Genomic DNA, 17021 nt, shown 5'->3' with positions numbered 1-17021 from the left:
TCGGAGCGTGATCAGCCCGATCGCCACTGAATCCTGTGGGAGCTGGCTTGCCAGCGATAGCGGTGGATCAGCCAACTCGTGTGTCGATTGACCTGACGCCATCGCGGGCAAGCCCGCTCCCACAGGGTTTCAAGTGAGCCGAGTGATCGCTTCAGCCCTTACTTCTGCTTTTCCAGCTGGTGGTATTTGCCGTCCTTGTCCCACTGGTAAACCACGTAGTCGGAGACTTTCAGGTCGCCTTTGGCGTCCCAGGTCTTCTCGCCCATCACGGTTTTCACCGGGTTGGCCTTCAGCCACTTGGCAGCGGCTTCGCCGTCGTTTTTCTTCGCGCCATTGAACGCTGCCGCCAAGGTCTGAACCGAGGCGTAGGCGTACAGGGTGTAGCCTTCAGGCTCAGTGCCGGCCTTGCGGAACGCGTCCACTACGGTCTTGCTTTCCGGCAACAGGCGCGGGTCGGCGCCGAAAGTCATCAGTACGCCATCGGTGAATTGCGGGCCGCCAGCGGTGGTCACCAGTTCGTCGGTCACGATACCGTCGTCGGACATGAACTTGACGTCTTTCAGACCTTGTTCACGCAGCTGACGAACCAGCGGACCGGCTTCCGGGTGCAGGCCGCCGAAATAGACGACATCGGCGCCGGCGCCACGGATCTTGGTGACGATGGTGCTGAAGTCTTTCTCGCCACGGGTCAGGCCTTCGTACAGCACAGGCTTGACGCCGCGTTTTTCCAGCTGAGCCTTGGTGGCGTCCGCCAGGCCTTGGCCGTAGGTGTCCTTGTCGTGCAGCACGACGACTTTCTTGCCCTTGAGCATGTCGACGATGTAGTCGCCGGCAACGATGCCTTGCTGGTCGTCACGTCCGCACATACGGAACATGGCGCTGAGGCCGCGTTCGGTAACTTGCGGGTTGGTCGAGCCCGGAGTGATCGCGATGATCCCGGCTTCGTCGTAGATTTCCGACGCTGGAATGGTCGAAGAGGAGCAGAAGTGACCGACCACGCCGGCGACTTTCTGGTTGGTGAGGTCCTTGGCGACCGTCACTGCCTGCTTCGGTTCGCAGGCGTCGTCGCCTTTGACCAGGACGATTTTTTCCCCGTTGACGCCACCCGCCGCGTTGACCGCATCGGCCGCCGCCTGTGCACCCTTCATGTACTGCTCGCCGAATGCCGCGTTGGCACCGGTCATAGGACCCGCTACACCGATCTTGATATCAGCTTGAGCAAACGCAGAAACACCCAGCGCAGTAGCGACTGCGAGGGCCAGAAAGCCTTTCTTGTAAAACGTCTGGGACATGAGGTGGTGCTCCAAGGTTTTTTTTAGTTGGCACTGCGACTTCACTTCACTCAAAGCTCAGAGCAAGGCCCGTGCCATCGGTTTTTTATTCTTCAAAAAGTCGCTGCGTTGTTGTTATTTCGACTGTTTCGGTCCCATTTTCATTGGGCGTGCAACCGTCTAAACCGCGGAAGGTGAAACCATTTGTTTTTTCAGGCGCAACCCGCACGCGCCATCATTGCAACCGCAGCGGCAAACGACGTGCAACCAGCCTGTAACAGCCCGCGTCACCGAACTGCACACTGCTGGTGCGGGACTGCTACAACCCGCACCATTACAGGCTAGTCGCTGGATGCAAAAGCGCCGCTTGCGGCAACAAATTTCAACACTCAAATAACGATGCGCAGGCACTGGCCCGCGTGATACAGGGAAAACCCGGCCTCGTACAGGCAACTGCGCAAGCCCACACCGGCCAGGGGCTGCATCGGTGCGAAGGGAATCGGCAGTGCCTGCGGATTGCCGTTGCACAGGTAATCGGCAAAAGCTTTGCCGACCACCGTGCCGGTGGTGACGCCGCGACCGTTATAACCGGTGACGGCCACCAGTCCCGGCGCCGGTTCGAACAGGCGCATCAGGTGATCAGGGGTAAACGCAATGCGCCCGGTCCAGGTGCACTGCCACTCGACCGGCTTCAGATTGGGGAAGTAATGCTGCTGCACCCGATCGGCCCAGGCTTTGAGAAACCAGGTCGGTTTCTGGTTGCCATTGCCGAGGCTGCCGAGCAACAGGCGCCCGTCCTTGTCACGGCGGATGCTGCTCAATACCTGACGGGTGTCCCACGAGCCCTGCCCGCCCGGGAGAATTTCTTGCGCAGCGTCTTCGGTAAGTGGCACCGAGGCGACCTGGTAGTAATAACCGGGAAAGAAATTGCGCTTGAGTTCGGTCCAGTCGCCTTCGGTGTAGGCGTTGGAGGCGATGACCACTTGTTCGGCGAGTACCGAACCCTGGGCGGTTTGCACCGACCAGTTCTGCCCGATGCGCTCGAGGCGAGTCACCGGCGAATGATCGAACATCTGCCCGCCGAGCCCGCGCACGGCATTGGCCAGCCCGGTGACATAGGCCATCGGATTGAGCGTGCCGGCGCGGCGGTCAAGCAACGCGGCGGCGATTTTCTTCGTGCCGGTGGCTTGCTCGCAGGCCTTGCCGGTCAGCAGTTCGACCGGCGCGCCACGACGTTTCCATTGCTGCTCGCGACTGCGCAGATCCGCCTCGCCCTTGGCGTTATGGGCCATGTGCAAAGTGCCTTCGCGGCGCAACTGGCAATCGATGTTGTATTTATCCACAAGGCTGAACACCAGCGCCGGCGCCGCACCAAGCATGCGGTTGAGCTGACTTCCGACCGCCTCGCCGAACCCCGCTTCGATCTCGTCCGGAGGAATCCACATGCCGGCGTTGACCAGCCCGACGTTGCGCCCGGACCCACCATGCCCTGCGCGATGCGCTTCCAGCACGCAGACGCTTTTGCCTTTTTCCAACAGATGCAGCGCCGCTGACAACCCGGTGAACCCGGCGCCGATCACGCAGACATCGACCTTGACCTCGCCACTGAGCGCGGCGTTATCCGGGCGTTGTGGCGTGAGCGTTTCCCACAGACATTCTTCGCGTAACGGCATTGCCAGACTCCAACAGAAACCCAACAAACACACAAACCTGAGTGAGCCCCCTGTGGCGAGGGGATTTAGCGAAACGTCGCACCGCCCCGCTGGGTCGCGGAGCGGCCCAAAATTTCAAAAGCGACGACTGCTTCGCAGCCGAACGGGGATAAATCCCCTCGCCACAGTGCTCACTCCTACAGAGGATCTCCACCTGTCAGTCGAATGTAATGCCCTGCGCCAACGGCAATTCCAGCGAATAGTTGACGGTGTTGGTCTGCCGGCGCATGTACGCGCGCCAGGCATCGGAGCCAGATTCACGGCCGCCGCCAGTCTCTTTCTCGCCACCAAACGCGCCGCCGATTTCCGCGCCGCTCGGGCCGATATTGACGTTGGCGATGCCGCAGTCACTGCCGACCGCCGACATGAACCGCTCGGCCTCACGCACATCGGTGGTGAAGATGCACGATGACAAGCCTTGCGGCACGGCGTTGTTCAGGCGCAGCGCTTCCTCGAAATCGCTGTAGCCGACCACGTAGAGAATCGGCGCGAAGGTTTCGCTGCAGACCACATCGCTCTGCTCGGGCATTTCCACGATGGCCGGCGACACGTAATAAGCATTGGGGAATTGCTCTTCCAGTTGGCGCTTGCCACCGAACACCCGGCCGCCTTCGCTCAGCGCCTGTTCCAGCGCATCCTGCATGTTTTCGAAGCTGTGCTTGTCGATCAGCGGGCCGACCAGATTGCCTTCCAGCGGATGGCCGATGCGTACTTTCGAATAGGCCGCCTTGAGGCGGGTGACGATTTCTTCCTTGACCGATTCATGGGCGATCAGACGGCGCAAAGTCGTGCAGCGTTGCCCGGCGGTGCCGACGGCGCTGAACAGAATCGCGCGCACTGCCATGTCCAGATCGGCGCTCGGGCCGAGGATCATCGCGTTGTTGCCACCCAGTTCAAGAATGCTGCGGGCGAAACGCGCGGCGACTTTCGGCGCCACTTCGCGGCCCATGCGCGTGCTGCCGGTGGCGCTGATCAGCGCAACACGCGGATCATCGACCAGCGCTTCGCCGGCATCGCGACCGCCGATCACCACCTGGCACAGGCTCGCCGGGGCATCGCTGAAATTCTTCACTACGCGATCAAACAGCGCCTGACAGGCCAGCGCGGTCAGCGGGGTTTTCTCTGATGGCTTCCACACCACCGGGTTGCCGCAGACCAGCGCCAGGGTGGTGTTCCACGCCCACACTGCGACCGGGAAGTTGAACGCGCTGATGACGCCGACCACGCCGAGCGGATGCCAGGTTTCACGCATATGGTGGCCCGGACGCTCGGAGGCGATGGTCAGACCGTACAACTGGCGCGACAGGCCAACGGCGAAGTCGCAGATGTCGATCATCTCCTGTACTTCACCCAGGCCTTCCTGAGTGATCTTGCCAGCCTCCCACGACACCAGCTCGCCGAGATCGGCCTTGTACTCGCGCAACACTTCGCCGAACTGACGCACCAGCTCACCGCGACGCGGTGCCGGCACCTTGCGCCATTGCTCGAATGCATGATCTGCGCGACTGATGTGTTGCTCGACTTCGGCAGCGCCCTCCCAGTTCACCGAGGCAATTTCACCGCCATCGATGGGCGAATGCACCGGCACCTTGCCGTTCTGGTACAGGGCCGGGTTGACTCCCAGACGATCAAGCAATGCGGCTACCATCGGTCTCTCCTCAAGCAAAAACAGAATGTGTGCGGCCATCCTTTGCATGGCCGGGCAGGCCTTTAGTTGTAGCCTCACTGCGGCGATGCAACAAACGACCTTTACGCCAGATATCATTCCGTTTATTCATGCTGCCTAGCGAAAGACAAGAAAAAGGACTGGCCATGCTGAACAGACGCCACTTGCCCTCGATCACCGCGCTGCAATGCTTCGAGGCCGTGACCCGGCACCTGAGTTTTACCCGCGCCGCCGAAGAGCTGAACCTGACCCAGAGTGCGGTGAGCAAACAGGTCGCACAGCTTGAAGAACTGTTACAGCACTTGCTGTTCCGCCGCGTGCGTCGGCGCTTGCAGATGACGCCGGCCGGGGATTTGTATCTGGTCGAGGTCAGAAAAATCCTCAGCCAAGTGGAGATGTCGACGCATTACCTGCGTTCCTACGGCGGCGAGACCGAAGTCCTGCGAGTCTCTACCCCTTCCACCTTCGGCGCCCGTTGGCTGGTGCCGCGCCTGAAAGGCTGGCGCCTGCGCCATCCGTCGATTCATCTGGATCTGTGTAACGAGCAGGAAGCCGACGATCTGTTGCAGGGGCGCAGCGATCTAGCCTTCTATTTCGGCCAGGCTTCGCGTCCGGGCACCGAATGCCTGAAATTGTTCGGCGAACAACTGGTGCCGGTCTGCGCCCCGGGCAGCCTGCCGGACACGCCATTCACTGACCCGACGCAACTCACCGACCTGGTACTGCTGCAAAATGCCTCGCGACCGCAGGCCTGGCACGACTGGTTCGACAGTCAGGGCTACCACACCGAACACAGCTACCACGGGCCGCGTTTCGAAACCTTTTACATGTGCATCCGCGCCGCCCAGGTCGGCTGTGGCGTGGCGCTGCTGCCGCGGTTTCTGGTGGAAGAGGAATTGGCCGAAGGCAAACTGGTCATACCCTGGCAGCATGCGATGCCCAGCAGCGATGCCTATTACCTGGCCTACCCGGAGCACGCGGCGGAAGTGCCGAAGGTGCGGGATTTTGTGAAATGGATGCTTGAACAAATCGATAGCCCGGTGTGAGGTCAACCGGGATCCCTGTGGGAGCGAGCCTGCTCGCGAAAGCGTCGGGTCAGCCACATCATCTTTAACTGACACACCGCATTCGCGAGCAGGCTCGCTCCCACAGTGGATCTGCGGCGCTCTGAAAAAATGCTGGCAATCCCCACCGCCGATATGCGCCACTAGCGCCATCGATATAGACCGCGCCAGGCGCGGCGCAACTGGAGACCCGTTTATGAGCGAGAGTGTGTTTGCCGATCGCATCGTGCAGAACCTGCTCGACACCGACTTCTACAAGCTGACGATGATGCAGGCGGTGCTGCACAACTACCCCAACGTCGAAGTCGAATGGGAGTTCCGCTGCCGCAACGCCGAGGATCTGCGTCCGTATCTGGCCGAGATCCGCCACCAGATCGAGCGTCTGGCCGAGCTGAGCCTGAGTGCCGATCAGTTGAGTTTCCTTGAGCGCATCAGTTTTCTGAAACCAGATTTTCTGCGCTTCCTCGGCCTGTTCCGCTTCAACCTGCGCTACCTGCACACCGGCATCGAGAACGGAGAGTTGTTCATCCGCCTGCGCGGGCCGTGGCTGCATGTGATCCTCTACGAAGTGCCGCTGCTGGCGATCGTCAGCGAAGTGCGCAATCGCTATCGCTACCGGGAGACTTCGCTGGAGCAGGCACGCGAACAGCTGTATCGCAAGTTCGACTGGCTGACCGCCAATGCTTCGGCCGATGAGCTGTCGCAATTGCAGGTCGCCGATTTCGGCACGCGCCGGCGCTTTTCCTTTGGCGTGCAGGCCGAAGTGGTCAACGTGCTCAAGCATGATTTTCCCGGGCGTTTCGTCGGTACCAGCAACGTGCATCTGTCCCGCGAGCTGGACATGAAACCGCTGGGCACCATGGCCCACGAGTGGATCATGGCCCATCAGCAACTCGGCCCGCGCCTGATCGACAGCCAGATCGCCGCGCTCGATTGCTGGGTTCGCGAATACCGTGGCCTGCTCGGTATCGCCCTCACCGACTGCATTACCACCGATGCGTTTCTTGGCGATTTCGATCTGTTCTTTGCCAAGCTCTTCGACGGTCTGCGCCACGATTCCGGGGACCCGGTAGCGTGGGGTGAAAAGTGCATCGCGCACTACCACAAGCTCGGCATCGACCCGATGAGCAAGACCCTGGTGTTTTCCGACAGTCTGACCCTGCCCAAATCGCTGGAGATTTTCCGCGCGCTGCACGGTCGCATCAATGTGAGCTTCGGCATCGGTACCAACCTCACTTGTGATATCCCGGGTGTCGAACCGATGAGCATCGTGCTTAAAATGACCGCCTGCAACGGCCAGCCGGTGGCGAAGATCTCCGACGAGCCTGGCAAGACCCACTGCAAAGATCCGAATTTCGTCGCCTATTTGCGACATGTGTTCAAGGTTCCTGCCGAATCCAGTCTATCTAACAAGGAGTGAATTCATGCAAGCCGTACAGCGTGAGATTGCTGAGCAGCTCAAGGTGCAACCACCGTTCGCCGACGATCAGGCCCTGCAGGCCGAAGTCGCCCGGCGCCTGACGTTCATCCAGGAATGTCTGGTCAATTCCGGGCTCAAGACCCTGGTGCTGGGCATCAGCGGCGGCGTCGACTCACTGACCGCCGGCCTCCTGGCCCAGCGCGCGGTACGTGAACTGCGCGAAAAAACCGGCGACGACCGCTACAAATTCATCGCCGTGCGCCTGCCGTATGAAACCCAGTTCGACGAGCACGACGCCAAGGCCTCGCTCGACTGCATCGCCCCTGACGAAATCCACACCGTGAACATCGGCCCGGCGGTCAAGGCGCTGGCAGCTCAGGTGTCGGCGTTCGAAGGCAAACCGGCGGCGTCGGTGGACTTCGTGCTGGGTAATACCAAGGCGCGGATGCGCATGGTGGCGCAGTACACGATTGCCGGAGTGGCGGGCGGTCTGGTGATTGGCACCGACCATGCGGCAGAAGCGGTGATGGGCTTCTTCACCAAATTCGGCGATGGCGCCTGCGACCTCGCCCCGCTCAGCGGCCTGGTGAAAAATCAGGTGCGTGCGATTGCCCGCAGCTTTGGCGCGCCGGAATCGCTGGTCGAAAAAGTCCCGACCGCCGACCTCGAAGATCTTTCGCCAGGCAAACCGGACGAAGCGGCGCACGGCGTGACCTATGCCGAGATCGATGCGTTTCTGCACGGTGAAGCGGTGCGGGACGAGGCGGCGAAGATCATTGTCGACACGTACAACAAGACCCATCACAAGCGCGTGATGCCGTTTGCGCCTTGAGGTATGGAAATGCCTGCACGAGCCTGTAGGAGCTGACGAGTGCAACGAGGCTGCGATCTTTTGATCTTGCTTTGAAGATCAAGATCAAAAGATCGCAGCCTTCGGCAGCTCCTACACAAAAAAAGCGTCCCGGGGGGACGCTTTTTTTGTGCCTGGTTTACTTGACGACGATAGTGCCTTTCATCATCGAGATGTGCCCAGGGAACGAGCAGAAGAAGCCGTAGCTACCGTCAGCCACCTTGGCCACATCAAAGGTCACCGAATCGGTTTCCTTGGCGCCGATGATCTTGGTGTGGGCGATGATGCGGGCGTCGCCATCTTTCAGGTAGTTCTTGTCGATACCGGCTGCCAGGCCGTCGGTAGCGATTGGCTGCATGTCAGCTTCTTTGCTGATCACCAGGTTATGGCCCATGACGTTCTTCGGCAGGCTGCCGGAGTGGGTCAGTTCGACGGTGAAGGTCTTGCAGCTCTTGTCGATCACGATTTCCTTGGTGTTGAAGGTCATCTGATCGGTGGAATCAACGGTGGTTTTGCACTCGGCAGCCATCAATTGGCTGCTGGCCAGCGCCAGCAGGGATACCGCAACAACTTTGGAAAACATGGTGAATCTCCAAGGCAGGGTTAACAAAAACACTAGTGGTGGAAAGACTGCCTGAAATCATCGCAAGTTCATATGACTTGAGTCAAAAATTGTATACAACTTTCAGGCTATGACACCCATCGACACAATCTAACGGCCATTTCGTACGGCCAGCCCTATGATCGGCCCACCTACTGAAACGGAGTGCCAGTCATGTTCTTTAACGGTCTGTTGTGCAGCTTGCTCGCCGCCTACGCCTGTGGCGCCAGCGGTACTTTTGAATCACCCGAACGCGAAGTCTAGTCCTTGGAGCGCAGCGTGCCAGCCGTTACCCTGTGCGCCTGATCGACTCAGGAGTAACGCATGTCGCTGAAATCCGTCTGTGTGTTTTGCGGTGCCAATGCCGGTACCGTGCCGGCCTACACTGAAGCTGCCGTGGCCCTTGGCCGGGCATTGGCCGAGCGAAATCTGACGCTGGTCTACGGCGGCGGCGCGGTCGGCTTGATGGGCATTGTGGCTGATGCCGCGCTGGCCGCTGGCGGCGAAGTGATCGGTATCATTCCGCAAAGCCTGATGGACAAGGAGATCGGCCACAAAAGCCTGACGCGCCTGGAAGTGGTCGACGGCATGCATGCGCGCAAGGCGCGGATGGCCGAACTCAGCGATGCATTCATCGCCCTGCCCGGCGGCCTTGGCACGCTGGAAGAGCTGTTCGAAGTCTGGACCTGGGGCCAACTCGGCTACCACGGCAAGCCTTTGGGGCTGCTGGAAGTGAACGGTTTCTACAGCAAACTCACGGCTTTTCTCGATCATATCGTCGGCGAAGGCTTCGTTCGCGCGCCACACCGTGACATGCTGCAAGTGAGCGAATCGCCAGATTCCCTGCTCGATGCCCTCGATCAGTGGCAGCCGACCGTCACGCCCAAGTGGGTCGACCAAAAACCCGGTTAACCCCCGGACACCGATACAGGGCAGAATACGCGCCGCTCAACCTCACCTTCGACCCCAGAGGATCGCCCATGGCCAAACCCAATTACTCCTTCGCCAAACGTCAACGAGACCTGGCAAAGGAACAGAAGAAAGAGGAAAAGCTTCAGCGCAAGAAGCAAACCGCTGAAGAAGCGGCACTGAACCCTGACGGTGAAGTGGCGACCGATGATGATGTTGATGCATCCGATGCACCGAAAGATCAGACGCCCGACGCCTGAGCCCCACCGGGTTTGATGATCGAATCAGACCCTGCGGATTTGTGACGGGGCTGGCAGTTCTGCTGCCGGCCCTCACAGCCCTGCTTTCCCTGAAACACCAAAATCCCCTGTGGGAGCGAGCCTGCTCGCGAATGCGATATATCTGTTACAAATCTATTGGCTGACCTGACGCTTTCGCGAGCAGGCTCGCTCCCACATTTGAAGACTCATCAATTCTGAGGCATCACCGTAACCCGCACTTCCGGGTCGTGATTACCGCCACCGAGAATCACTCCGCGCAGCGGCGACACATCGGAGAAATCCCTTCCCCACGCCAACGTGATGTGTTCCAGCGCCGGCCGCACATTGTTGGTCGGATCGAAATCCACCCAGCCCGATACCGGACAGAACACCGATACCCACGCATGCGAGGCGTCGGCGCCGATCAGGCGTGGCTGCCCCGGCGGCGGCTGGGTCAGCAGGTAGCCGCTGACATAACGCGCCGCCAGACCGCGCGAGCGCACACAGGCCAGCATCAGATGAGCGAAGTCCTGACACACGCCGCGTCGACGCTCCAGCACTTCCACCAGCGGCGTCGCCACCTGGGTGGCTTCGGCATCGAAGGTGAATTCGCTGAAGATCTTCTGCATCAGCGCCTGCACGCCGAGCAGCAACGGTCGCCCTGGCGGAAAACAGCTTTGCGAGAACTCGACGAAGCTGCGCTTCAAATGCACATAAGGTGACTGGAACCGGTAGCGACAGGCTTCGAGCAAGTCGGCGGACAACGGCTGACTGCTGTAGGTCAGCGCATCGCGGGTCTGCTCCCACGCCGGCGACTGATTAAAATCCAGCGCCGGTCGCGCCAGTACCTCGACCGTCAGCCGGGCGTTGACCTGCAATTGGTCATGGGGCCGCTCAAAGGCCAACCGCGTCAGCGGATTGCCGAAAACATCCAGCTCATCCCGGCGCATGGTCGGTTCGGGGCTGATCAGCAACTGCTGCTCGGTGCAGCGCTGCCAGCTGCATTCGCGCGGCCACAGGTGCGCCAGTTGCTGCGCGAGGGAGACCGGGCTGTCGTAGTGATAACAGGTGTCGTGAAAGATCTGGTACTGAGCGCTCATCACACGGACACCGTTCGCTGGCTGACATCATCGACATGGGCGAAATGGCGCAGGGCCAGACGATCCGATACCTGGCCGCTGGCTTCGGCGATTTCCTGCAACAGATCGGCCAGACCATCCAGCGCGGCACGTACGCTGGATTTGCCGAACAGCGGGTTCTCCAGACAACCGAGATCAAACCGCGAGAGGCGTTCGACCAGCTGCGGCAGCGCGGTTTCGCGAGGTGCGCCGAAGTCGTCGTTCAAGCGTTTCAGCGTGCGGGTGACCAGTTTCAGCTGAAACAGCACCGCGTGGGGGTTCTGCTCATCCAGCAACAGCAGATCGAGCACCGGAATCAATTGCGCCACCGCCAGATAGCGTGAGCGGTAGGTGATGCTGCTGTTACCCAACTCCAGCAACCACTCCAGCCCCGCCTGATCGAACGCACCCGCGCCGCGCAGAAACGCCGCCAGACTGCTGCTGAGAAATTGCAGGCGTTCGATGCGCCGGCCAATCATCAGAAAGCGCCAGCCTTCATCGCGGGTCATGTCATCCAGCGCAAACCCCGACAGCGCCGCCAGCGACATCACCAGACGGTTGAGGAAATCCAGCAGTTCGCCGAAGTCCGGTTCATCGACTTCCAGCTCCAGCGCCTCGCGCTGCAATTCGACCAGCGCCTGCCAGTTCTCCCGGGACAGCTTGCCGCGCACTTGCGAGGCGGCCCATTGCAGGCGTTGCAAGTTGGAGCGCAGGCTGAACGACCAATCCTCGCCCAGCAACGCAGCGAGCAGGCGCTCCGGCAGTTCGCCTTCATCGGGCAGCAAGGCCAGCCGCTCGCCGAGATCGACCGCTGCTTGCAGCGCCTGCGGATCATCGCCATCGACGTAACGCGTGAGCATGATGCGCAGCAGCCGCGCGCTGTCGTCGCAGCGTTCGCAGTAGCGGCCGAACCAGAACAGATTCTCCACTACCCGCGATGGCAGGTAAGGATCGCGCCGCACCAGATCGTGCACGCCGACATTGCGCTGCGCCTTCCACTGCTCGCCACTCGGCGCACGGTCGCTGAGCACCCAGGTGTCCTTGCTCGCCCCGCCGCGCTGCATCGACACCACTTCGGCATCAGCCTCGGCCGCCACTCGGGTCAGACCGCCCGGCAACACGCGGTAGCCATCGTGGCTGGCCACCGCATACATGCGCATGCCGATCGCGCGGGGTTGCAGATGACCGTCTTCGGCTTGCCACACCGGCGCCTGCGACAGTTGCGCAAGCTCTTGCGCGACGTAGGCATAAGGCCGTGCCTGCATACGCTGCGCCAGCTCGAGGCGCTGGCTTTCACTCAAATCACGGCCGAAAACAGGCGCGAAGCTCTGCGACGGGAACGCCGGTTTGATCAACAGCTCCGGAAGTTTTTCCAGCGCCTGCGCCAGCACCGGCGCTTCACCGCACCACCAGGTGGCGATCGACGGCAGGATCAGTTCCTCGCCGAACAGGTACTGATTGATCTTCGGCAAAAAACCCAGCAGGCCCGGCGATTCAAGCACGCCGCTGCCGAGCGCATTAGCCACCAGCACCCGCCCCTGCCGCACCGCCTCAAGCAGACCGGGGACGCCAAGCGCCGAGTCGGTACGCAGTTCCAGCGGGTCGCAGAAATCATCGTCGAGGCGGCGCATGATCGCGTGCACCCGGCGCAGGCCACTGAGGGTTTTCAGGTAAACGGTGGCATTGCGCACCGTCAGATCGCCGCCCTCGACCAGCGGATAGCCGAGCTGGCGCGCCAGATACAGATGTTCGAAATAACTTTCATTGAACCGCCCCGGTGTCAGCAGCACCACCAGCGGTGCGTCATCGCCCTCCGGTGCCTGACGGGCCAAAGTTTCCTGCAAGGTGCGGAAGAAACCGGCCAGATGCTGGACCTTAAGATCCCGGTACAAATCGGGAAAGGCGCGGGAGACGATGGTGCGGTTTTCCAGCGCATAGCCGGCCCCGGACGGCGCTTGGGTGCGATCGGCAGTGACCCACCAGCGACCATCCGGTGTGCGCGCCAGATCCACGGCATACAAATGCAAAAAGGCTGACTCGGGCGGGGCAATGCCCTGACAGGGCCAGAGAAAATTGTTGTGTCCGAATACCAGCTCGGCGGGCAGCAGGCCTTCGCTGATCAACCGCTGCGGACCGTACAGATCCGCCAGCACTGCATTGAGCAAGCGCGCACGCTGAGCGATGCCGGCGGACAATTGCTGCCATTCATCTGCCGCGATCACATGGGGCAGCAGATCCAGCTCCCACGGCCGGTCAGCGCCCTTGGGATCGGCATAGACGTTGTAGGTGACGCCGTTTTCCTGAATCTGCCGCGCCAGCAAGGCTTGGCGCTGCACCAGTTGCGCCGGACTGCTGCGCTGCAACTGATCGAACAGGCGCTGCCAATGCGAGCGCACCGCGCCGCTGCCGTCGAGCAGTTCGTGATAGGTGCCCGCGGTCAGCGGGTAGCGGTCTAGCAGGTCAGGCATGGAAAGCTCGGCAGACAGCAGGGAACGGTCAGACTAACGCAGGCACATGACACGCGGATATACGAAAAATCCGCGTGTTGCGTAGGCTCTAGAAACGGCGCAGATCGATGGTCATCGGTAGCTCGTCATTGATTTCTACTTTGGGTACGGGAAGTTTCCCCGGCGTGTGTCCGAGGCGGAAAAACCGCGCCATGCGCCGGCTCTCCGCTTCATTGGCGTTGACCGGCAAGGTTTCGTAATTGCGCCCGCCGGGATGGGCCACGTGATACTGGCAACCGCCCAGCGAACGCCCCATCCAGGTATCGAGCAGGTCGAATACCAACGGCGCGTGCACCGCTATGGTCGGATGCAGACAGTTGGCTGGTTGCCAGGCCCGAAAGCGCACCCCAGCGACAAACTCACCCACCCGCCCAGTCGAGTGCAACGGTACCGCGACGCCATTGCAAGTCAGCAGATAACGTTGTGGCGGCAAGCCGTTGAGTTTGACCTGCAAGCGCTCCAGCGAAGAATCGACGTAGCGCACCGTGCCGCCCGCCGAGCCCTCCTCGCCCAGCACATGCCAGGGTTCAAGCGCCTGACGCAGCTCCAGCTCGATGCCATTGACGGCGTAGTCGCCGACCTTGGGAAAACGAAATTCCAGATGCGCCGCGAACCACTCGGCGCGCAACGGGTAGCCAGCGTTGTTGAGTTCGACGATAACGTCGGCGAAATCCTCTTCGATAAAGTGCGGCAGCAGAAAGCGGTCGTGCAGCTCGGTGCCCCAGCGCGCCAGTTTCGCCGGCGCATAAGGCTCGCGCCAGAACCGCGCGACCAGCGCCCGCAGCAACAACTGCTGAGCCAGACTCATGCGAGCATGGGGCGGCATTTCAAAAGCGCGCAGTTCCAGCAAGCCAAGACGCCCGGTGGCGCCGTCCGGTGAATACAGTTTGTCGATGCAGAATTCGGCGCGATGGGTATTGCCGGTGACGTCGATCAGCAAATTGCGCAGCAGTCGATCGACCAGCCACGGTGCACATTCCTCGCCCGGTTCCGGCATTTGCGCAAAGGCGATTTCCAGTTCGTACAAGGCGTCATTGCGCGCCTCATCAACCCGTGGAGCCTGGGACGTCGGACCAATGAACAGCCCGGAAAACAGGTACGACAGCGAAGGATGGTTGTGCCAGTAACTGATCAGGCTGCGCAGCAGATCCGGCCGCCGCAGAAACGGTGAGTCCGCCGGTGTCGCGCCGCCGAGGACGAAATGGTTGCCGCCGCCGGTGCCGGTGTGGCGCCCGTCGATCATGAACTTCTCGGTGGTCAGGCGGGTTTGCCGTGCCTGTTCATAGAGAAACTCGGTGCGCTCGACCAACTCGTCCCAGGTCGCCGATGGCTGCACGTTGACCTCGATCACGCCCGGGTCCGGAGTGACACGGAAGTTGCTCAGGCGCGGATCACTTGGTGGTTCATAGCCCTCCAGCAGCACCGGGCAGTGCAGTTCTTCGGCGGTGGCCTCAATGGCCGAGACCAGTTCCAGATAATCCTCGACCCGCTCCAGCGGCGGCATGAACAGATACAGCCGGCCTTCGCGGGCCTCGGCGCAGAATGCGGTTCGGGTCAGCCAGTCAGCGGACTCATCGATTTTCGGCACCCGCTCATCCAGCGCAGCAGGTTCGCCGTGCACACCGAGCTGCGCCGGATCCGGCAGTTCAGCGAAGTCCTGATTCGGATCGTTGGGATGGATGAACGGATATTCCGCCGCTTTCACCCACGGCTGCGAGGCCAGCGGCAAGCGGTAACCCAGCGGCGAATCCCCCGGCACCAGGCGACAGTGCTCGTCACGCAGATACCAGCGCCCGCTCTGCCATTGATCGCCCTTGGCCGTGCGCGCCAGCGGCAGCACCTGGCCGATCACCTTGTTCAGGCCCTGACTGAAGACCTTGCGCAATCGCGCGCGCTCCAATGGCTCTTCCAGACGCGAATCTTCGGCGCTGACGTTGCCGGGCAACGCACCCTCGCGCCACAGGTAGTAGAGATGATCCTCGTAGGCCGGGAACACAAAGCGCGCAGGCAACTTCAGCCGCTCGGCGACGCTGGCGAGAAAGCGTCCGGCCAGTGCGCCGTCGGCGCCATAGCCCTGCTGTTCGTCGGCGATCAATGCGTCGTTGTGCCAGATCGGCTGACCGTCGCGGCGCCAGTAACAATTGAGCGACCAGCGCGGCAACTGCTCGCCGGGATACCACTTGCCCTGGCCGAAATGCACCAGCCCCTGTGGTGCGTATTGCTTGCGCAGGCGCTGAAACAGTTCGGCGGACAGCCGGCGCTTGTCCGGCCCCAGCGCGGCGGTGTTCCATTCGGCGCCGTCCGGATCGTCGATGGAGACGAAGGTCGGCTCGCCGCCCATGGTCAGGCGCACATCGCCTTCGAGCAGGTCGGCATCGATCTGCCGGCCCAGTGCCTGGATCGCCCGCCACTGTTCATCGGTGTAAGGCTTGGTGACGCGCGGCGCTTCCCAGATTCGCTCGACCGACATTTCATGGCTGAACTGTGTCTCGCAAGGTTCGACCAGACCACTGATCGGCGCCGCCGAGGACGGATCGGGACTGCAGGCCAACGGAATATGCCCTTCCCCGGCGAACAGCCCGGACGTGGCATCGAGGCCGATCCAGCCGGCCCCCGGCAGATACACCTCGCACCAGGCGTGCAGGTCGGTGAAGTCGACGTCGGTGCCGGACGGGCCGTCGAGGCTTTTCACGTCGGCGGTCAGTTGAATCAGGTAGCCGGAAACAAACCGCGCCGCCAGACCGAGATTGCGCAACAGCTGCACCAGCAACCATGCCGAATCACGGCAGGAACCGGAGGCGTGTTGCAGTGTGTGCTCCGGAGTCTGCACCCCGGGCTCCATGCGGATCAGGTAGCCGATGTCTTCACTGAGGCGCTGATTGAGCGCCACCAGAAAATCCACCGCAGGCAGCGGCGTGCGGTCGATGCTGTCCAGGTAAGCCTTGAACGTTGGCGTCAGCGGCAGGGTTTCGAGGTACGGCGCCAGCTCCTTGCGTTCATCGGCGGCGTAGCTGAACGGAATTCTCTCGGCGTACGGTTCGAGGAAGAAGTCGAACGGATTGAACACCGCCATTTCCGCGACCAGATCGACTTCGATCCGCAGCTCTGCGGTTTTTTCGGGGAACACCAGACGTGCCAGGTAATTGCCCTGGGGGTCCTGCTGCCAGTTGATGAAATGCTGCTCGGGCGAGACTTTCAGCGCATAGGAAAGAATTCGCGTGCGGCTGTGGGGCGCCGGGCGCAGGCGGACGATCTGCGGGCCGAGTTCGACAGCGCGGTCGTAGCGATAATGCGTGACGTGATGCAATGCGACATGAATCGACACGGCGTGCCTCCTGCGAGCCTTGGGCGTATGGGAAAGCGCGCAAGACTTATGCCATGCACAGGCTTGCGCGCTTTCGCGAAATGCTCAAGGCAGTACAGCACCAAAACCGGGCGATGCGAGGAAATGCTTGGACTCAGTTGCACGCAAATGTTGCGGACGCTGATTCTTGCGGTGTTTGATCGGACGCTTTCGCGAGCAGGCTCGCTCCCACATTTGGAATGCGTTCCCCTGTGGGAGCGAGCCTGCTCGCGAAGAGGCCAGTGGCAACAACTTGATCATTCCCACGCTCTGCGTGGGAATGCAGCCCGTGACGCTCCG

Annotated in this window: 12 protein-coding genes; 5 read left to right on the top strand and 7 right to left on the bottom strand. The window is 61.3% G+C overall.

Annotated features, from left to right (window positions below; genetic code table 11):
- Positions 1–158: 158 nt before the first annotated feature.
- The 3 genes from PSH90_RS02695 to PSH90_RS02685 form a co-directional block, all read right to left on the bottom strand.
- On the bottom strand, positions 159–1292 hold the full coding sequence (locus PSH90_RS02695; RefSeq protein ID WP_041480713.1) for an ABC transporter substrate-binding protein: 1134 nt from the start codon (positions 1290–1292) through the stop codon (positions 159–161).
- A gap of 368 nt (positions 1293–1660) precedes the next feature.
- A complete protein-coding gene (locus PSH90_RS02690; protein ID WP_305382099.1) occupies positions 1661–2944 on the bottom strand; it encodes an FAD-binding oxidoreductase in 1284 nt (427 codons plus the stop codon).
- Positions 2945–3140: 196 nt separating this feature from the next.
- The gene (locus PSH90_RS02685; protein ID WP_305382098.1) at positions 3141–4631 is read right to left on the bottom strand and encodes an aldehyde dehydrogenase family protein; all 1491 of its coding nucleotides are present in this window, start codon (positions 4629–4631) and stop codon (positions 3141–3143) included.
- Between the two features lie 164 nt (positions 4632–4795).
- Between PSH90_RS02685 and PSH90_RS02680 the strand changes: the two genes are divergently transcribed.
- From PSH90_RS02680 to nadE, 3 genes are all read left to right on the top strand, one after another.
- Positions 4796–5695: a LysR family transcriptional regulator gene (locus tag PSH90_RS02680; protein ID WP_041480716.1), complete on the top strand. Its 900-nt coding sequence runs from the start codon at positions 4796–4798 to the stop codon at positions 5693–5695.
- Positions 5696–5909: 214 nt separating this feature from the next.
- Positions 5910–7133, top strand: a complete 1224-nt coding sequence (gene pncB / locus PSH90_RS02675) for a nicotinate phosphoribosyltransferase (RefSeq protein ID WP_056787585.1) — start codon at positions 5910–5912, stop codon at positions 7131–7133.
- Between the two features lie 4 nt (positions 7134–7137).
- A complete protein-coding gene (nadE, locus tag PSH90_RS02670) occupies positions 7138–7965 on the top strand; it encodes an ammonia-dependent NAD(+) synthetase (protein WP_056787583.1) in 828 nt (275 codons plus the stop codon).
- Between the two features lie 157 nt (positions 7966–8122).
- On the opposite strand, the gene azu is transcribed toward nadE, so the two are convergent.
- A complete protein-coding gene (gene azu, locus PSH90_RS02665; RefSeq protein ID WP_305382097.1) occupies positions 8123–8566 on the bottom strand; it encodes an azurin in 444 nt (147 codons plus the stop codon).
- A gap of 342 nt (positions 8567–8908) precedes the next feature.
- Here azu and PSH90_RS02660 point away from each other — a divergent pair, with 342 nt between their 5' ends.
- A complete protein-coding gene (locus tag PSH90_RS02660) occupies positions 8909–9496 on the top strand; it encodes a TIGR00730 family Rossman fold protein (protein ID WP_024011379.1) in 588 nt (195 codons plus the stop codon).
- 68 nt (positions 9497–9564) lie between these two features.
- Positions 9565–9753 carry a hypothetical protein gene (locus PSH90_RS02655; RefSeq protein WP_016771927.1) on the top strand — a complete coding sequence of 63 codons (189 nt, stop codon included), beginning with the start codon at positions 9565–9567 and terminating at the stop codon, positions 9751–9753.
- Between the two features lie 209 nt (positions 9754–9962).
- On the opposite strand, the gene PSH90_RS02650 is transcribed toward PSH90_RS02655, so the two are convergent.
- The 3 genes from PSH90_RS02650 to PSH90_RS02640 all read right to left on the bottom strand — a co-directional run bounded on the left by PSH90_RS02650 (position 9963) and on the right by PSH90_RS02640 (position 16703).
- Positions 9963–10853, bottom strand: a complete 891-nt coding sequence (locus tag PSH90_RS02650) for a transglutaminase family protein (RefSeq protein ID WP_110602754.1) — start codon at positions 10851–10853, stop codon at positions 9963–9965.
- Entirely contained in the window at positions 10853–13339 is a 2487-nt protein-coding gene (locus tag PSH90_RS02645; protein ID WP_150638260.1) for a circularly permuted type 2 ATP-grasp protein, read from the bottom strand. Before PSH90_RS02645 ends, PSH90_RS02650 begins: the two co-directional genes overlap by 1 nt.
- A gap of 88 nt (positions 13340–13427) precedes the next feature.
- Positions 13428–16703 carry a DUF2126 domain-containing protein gene (locus tag PSH90_RS02640; RefSeq protein WP_305382095.1) on the bottom strand — a complete coding sequence of 1092 codons (3276 nt, stop codon included), beginning with the start codon at positions 16701–16703 and terminating at the stop codon, positions 13428–13430.
- Between the last annotated feature and the right edge of the window lie 318 nt (positions 16704–17021).

This window comes from Pseudomonas sp. FP1762 (assembly GCF_030687105.1).
Classification (GTDB): Bacteria; Pseudomonadota; Gammaproteobacteria; order Pseudomonadales; family Pseudomonadaceae; genus Aquipseudomonas; species Aquipseudomonas siliginis.
The sequence above is the reverse complement of the archived record's forward strand: the minus strand, read 5'-3'. Positions and strand labels throughout refer to the sequence as shown.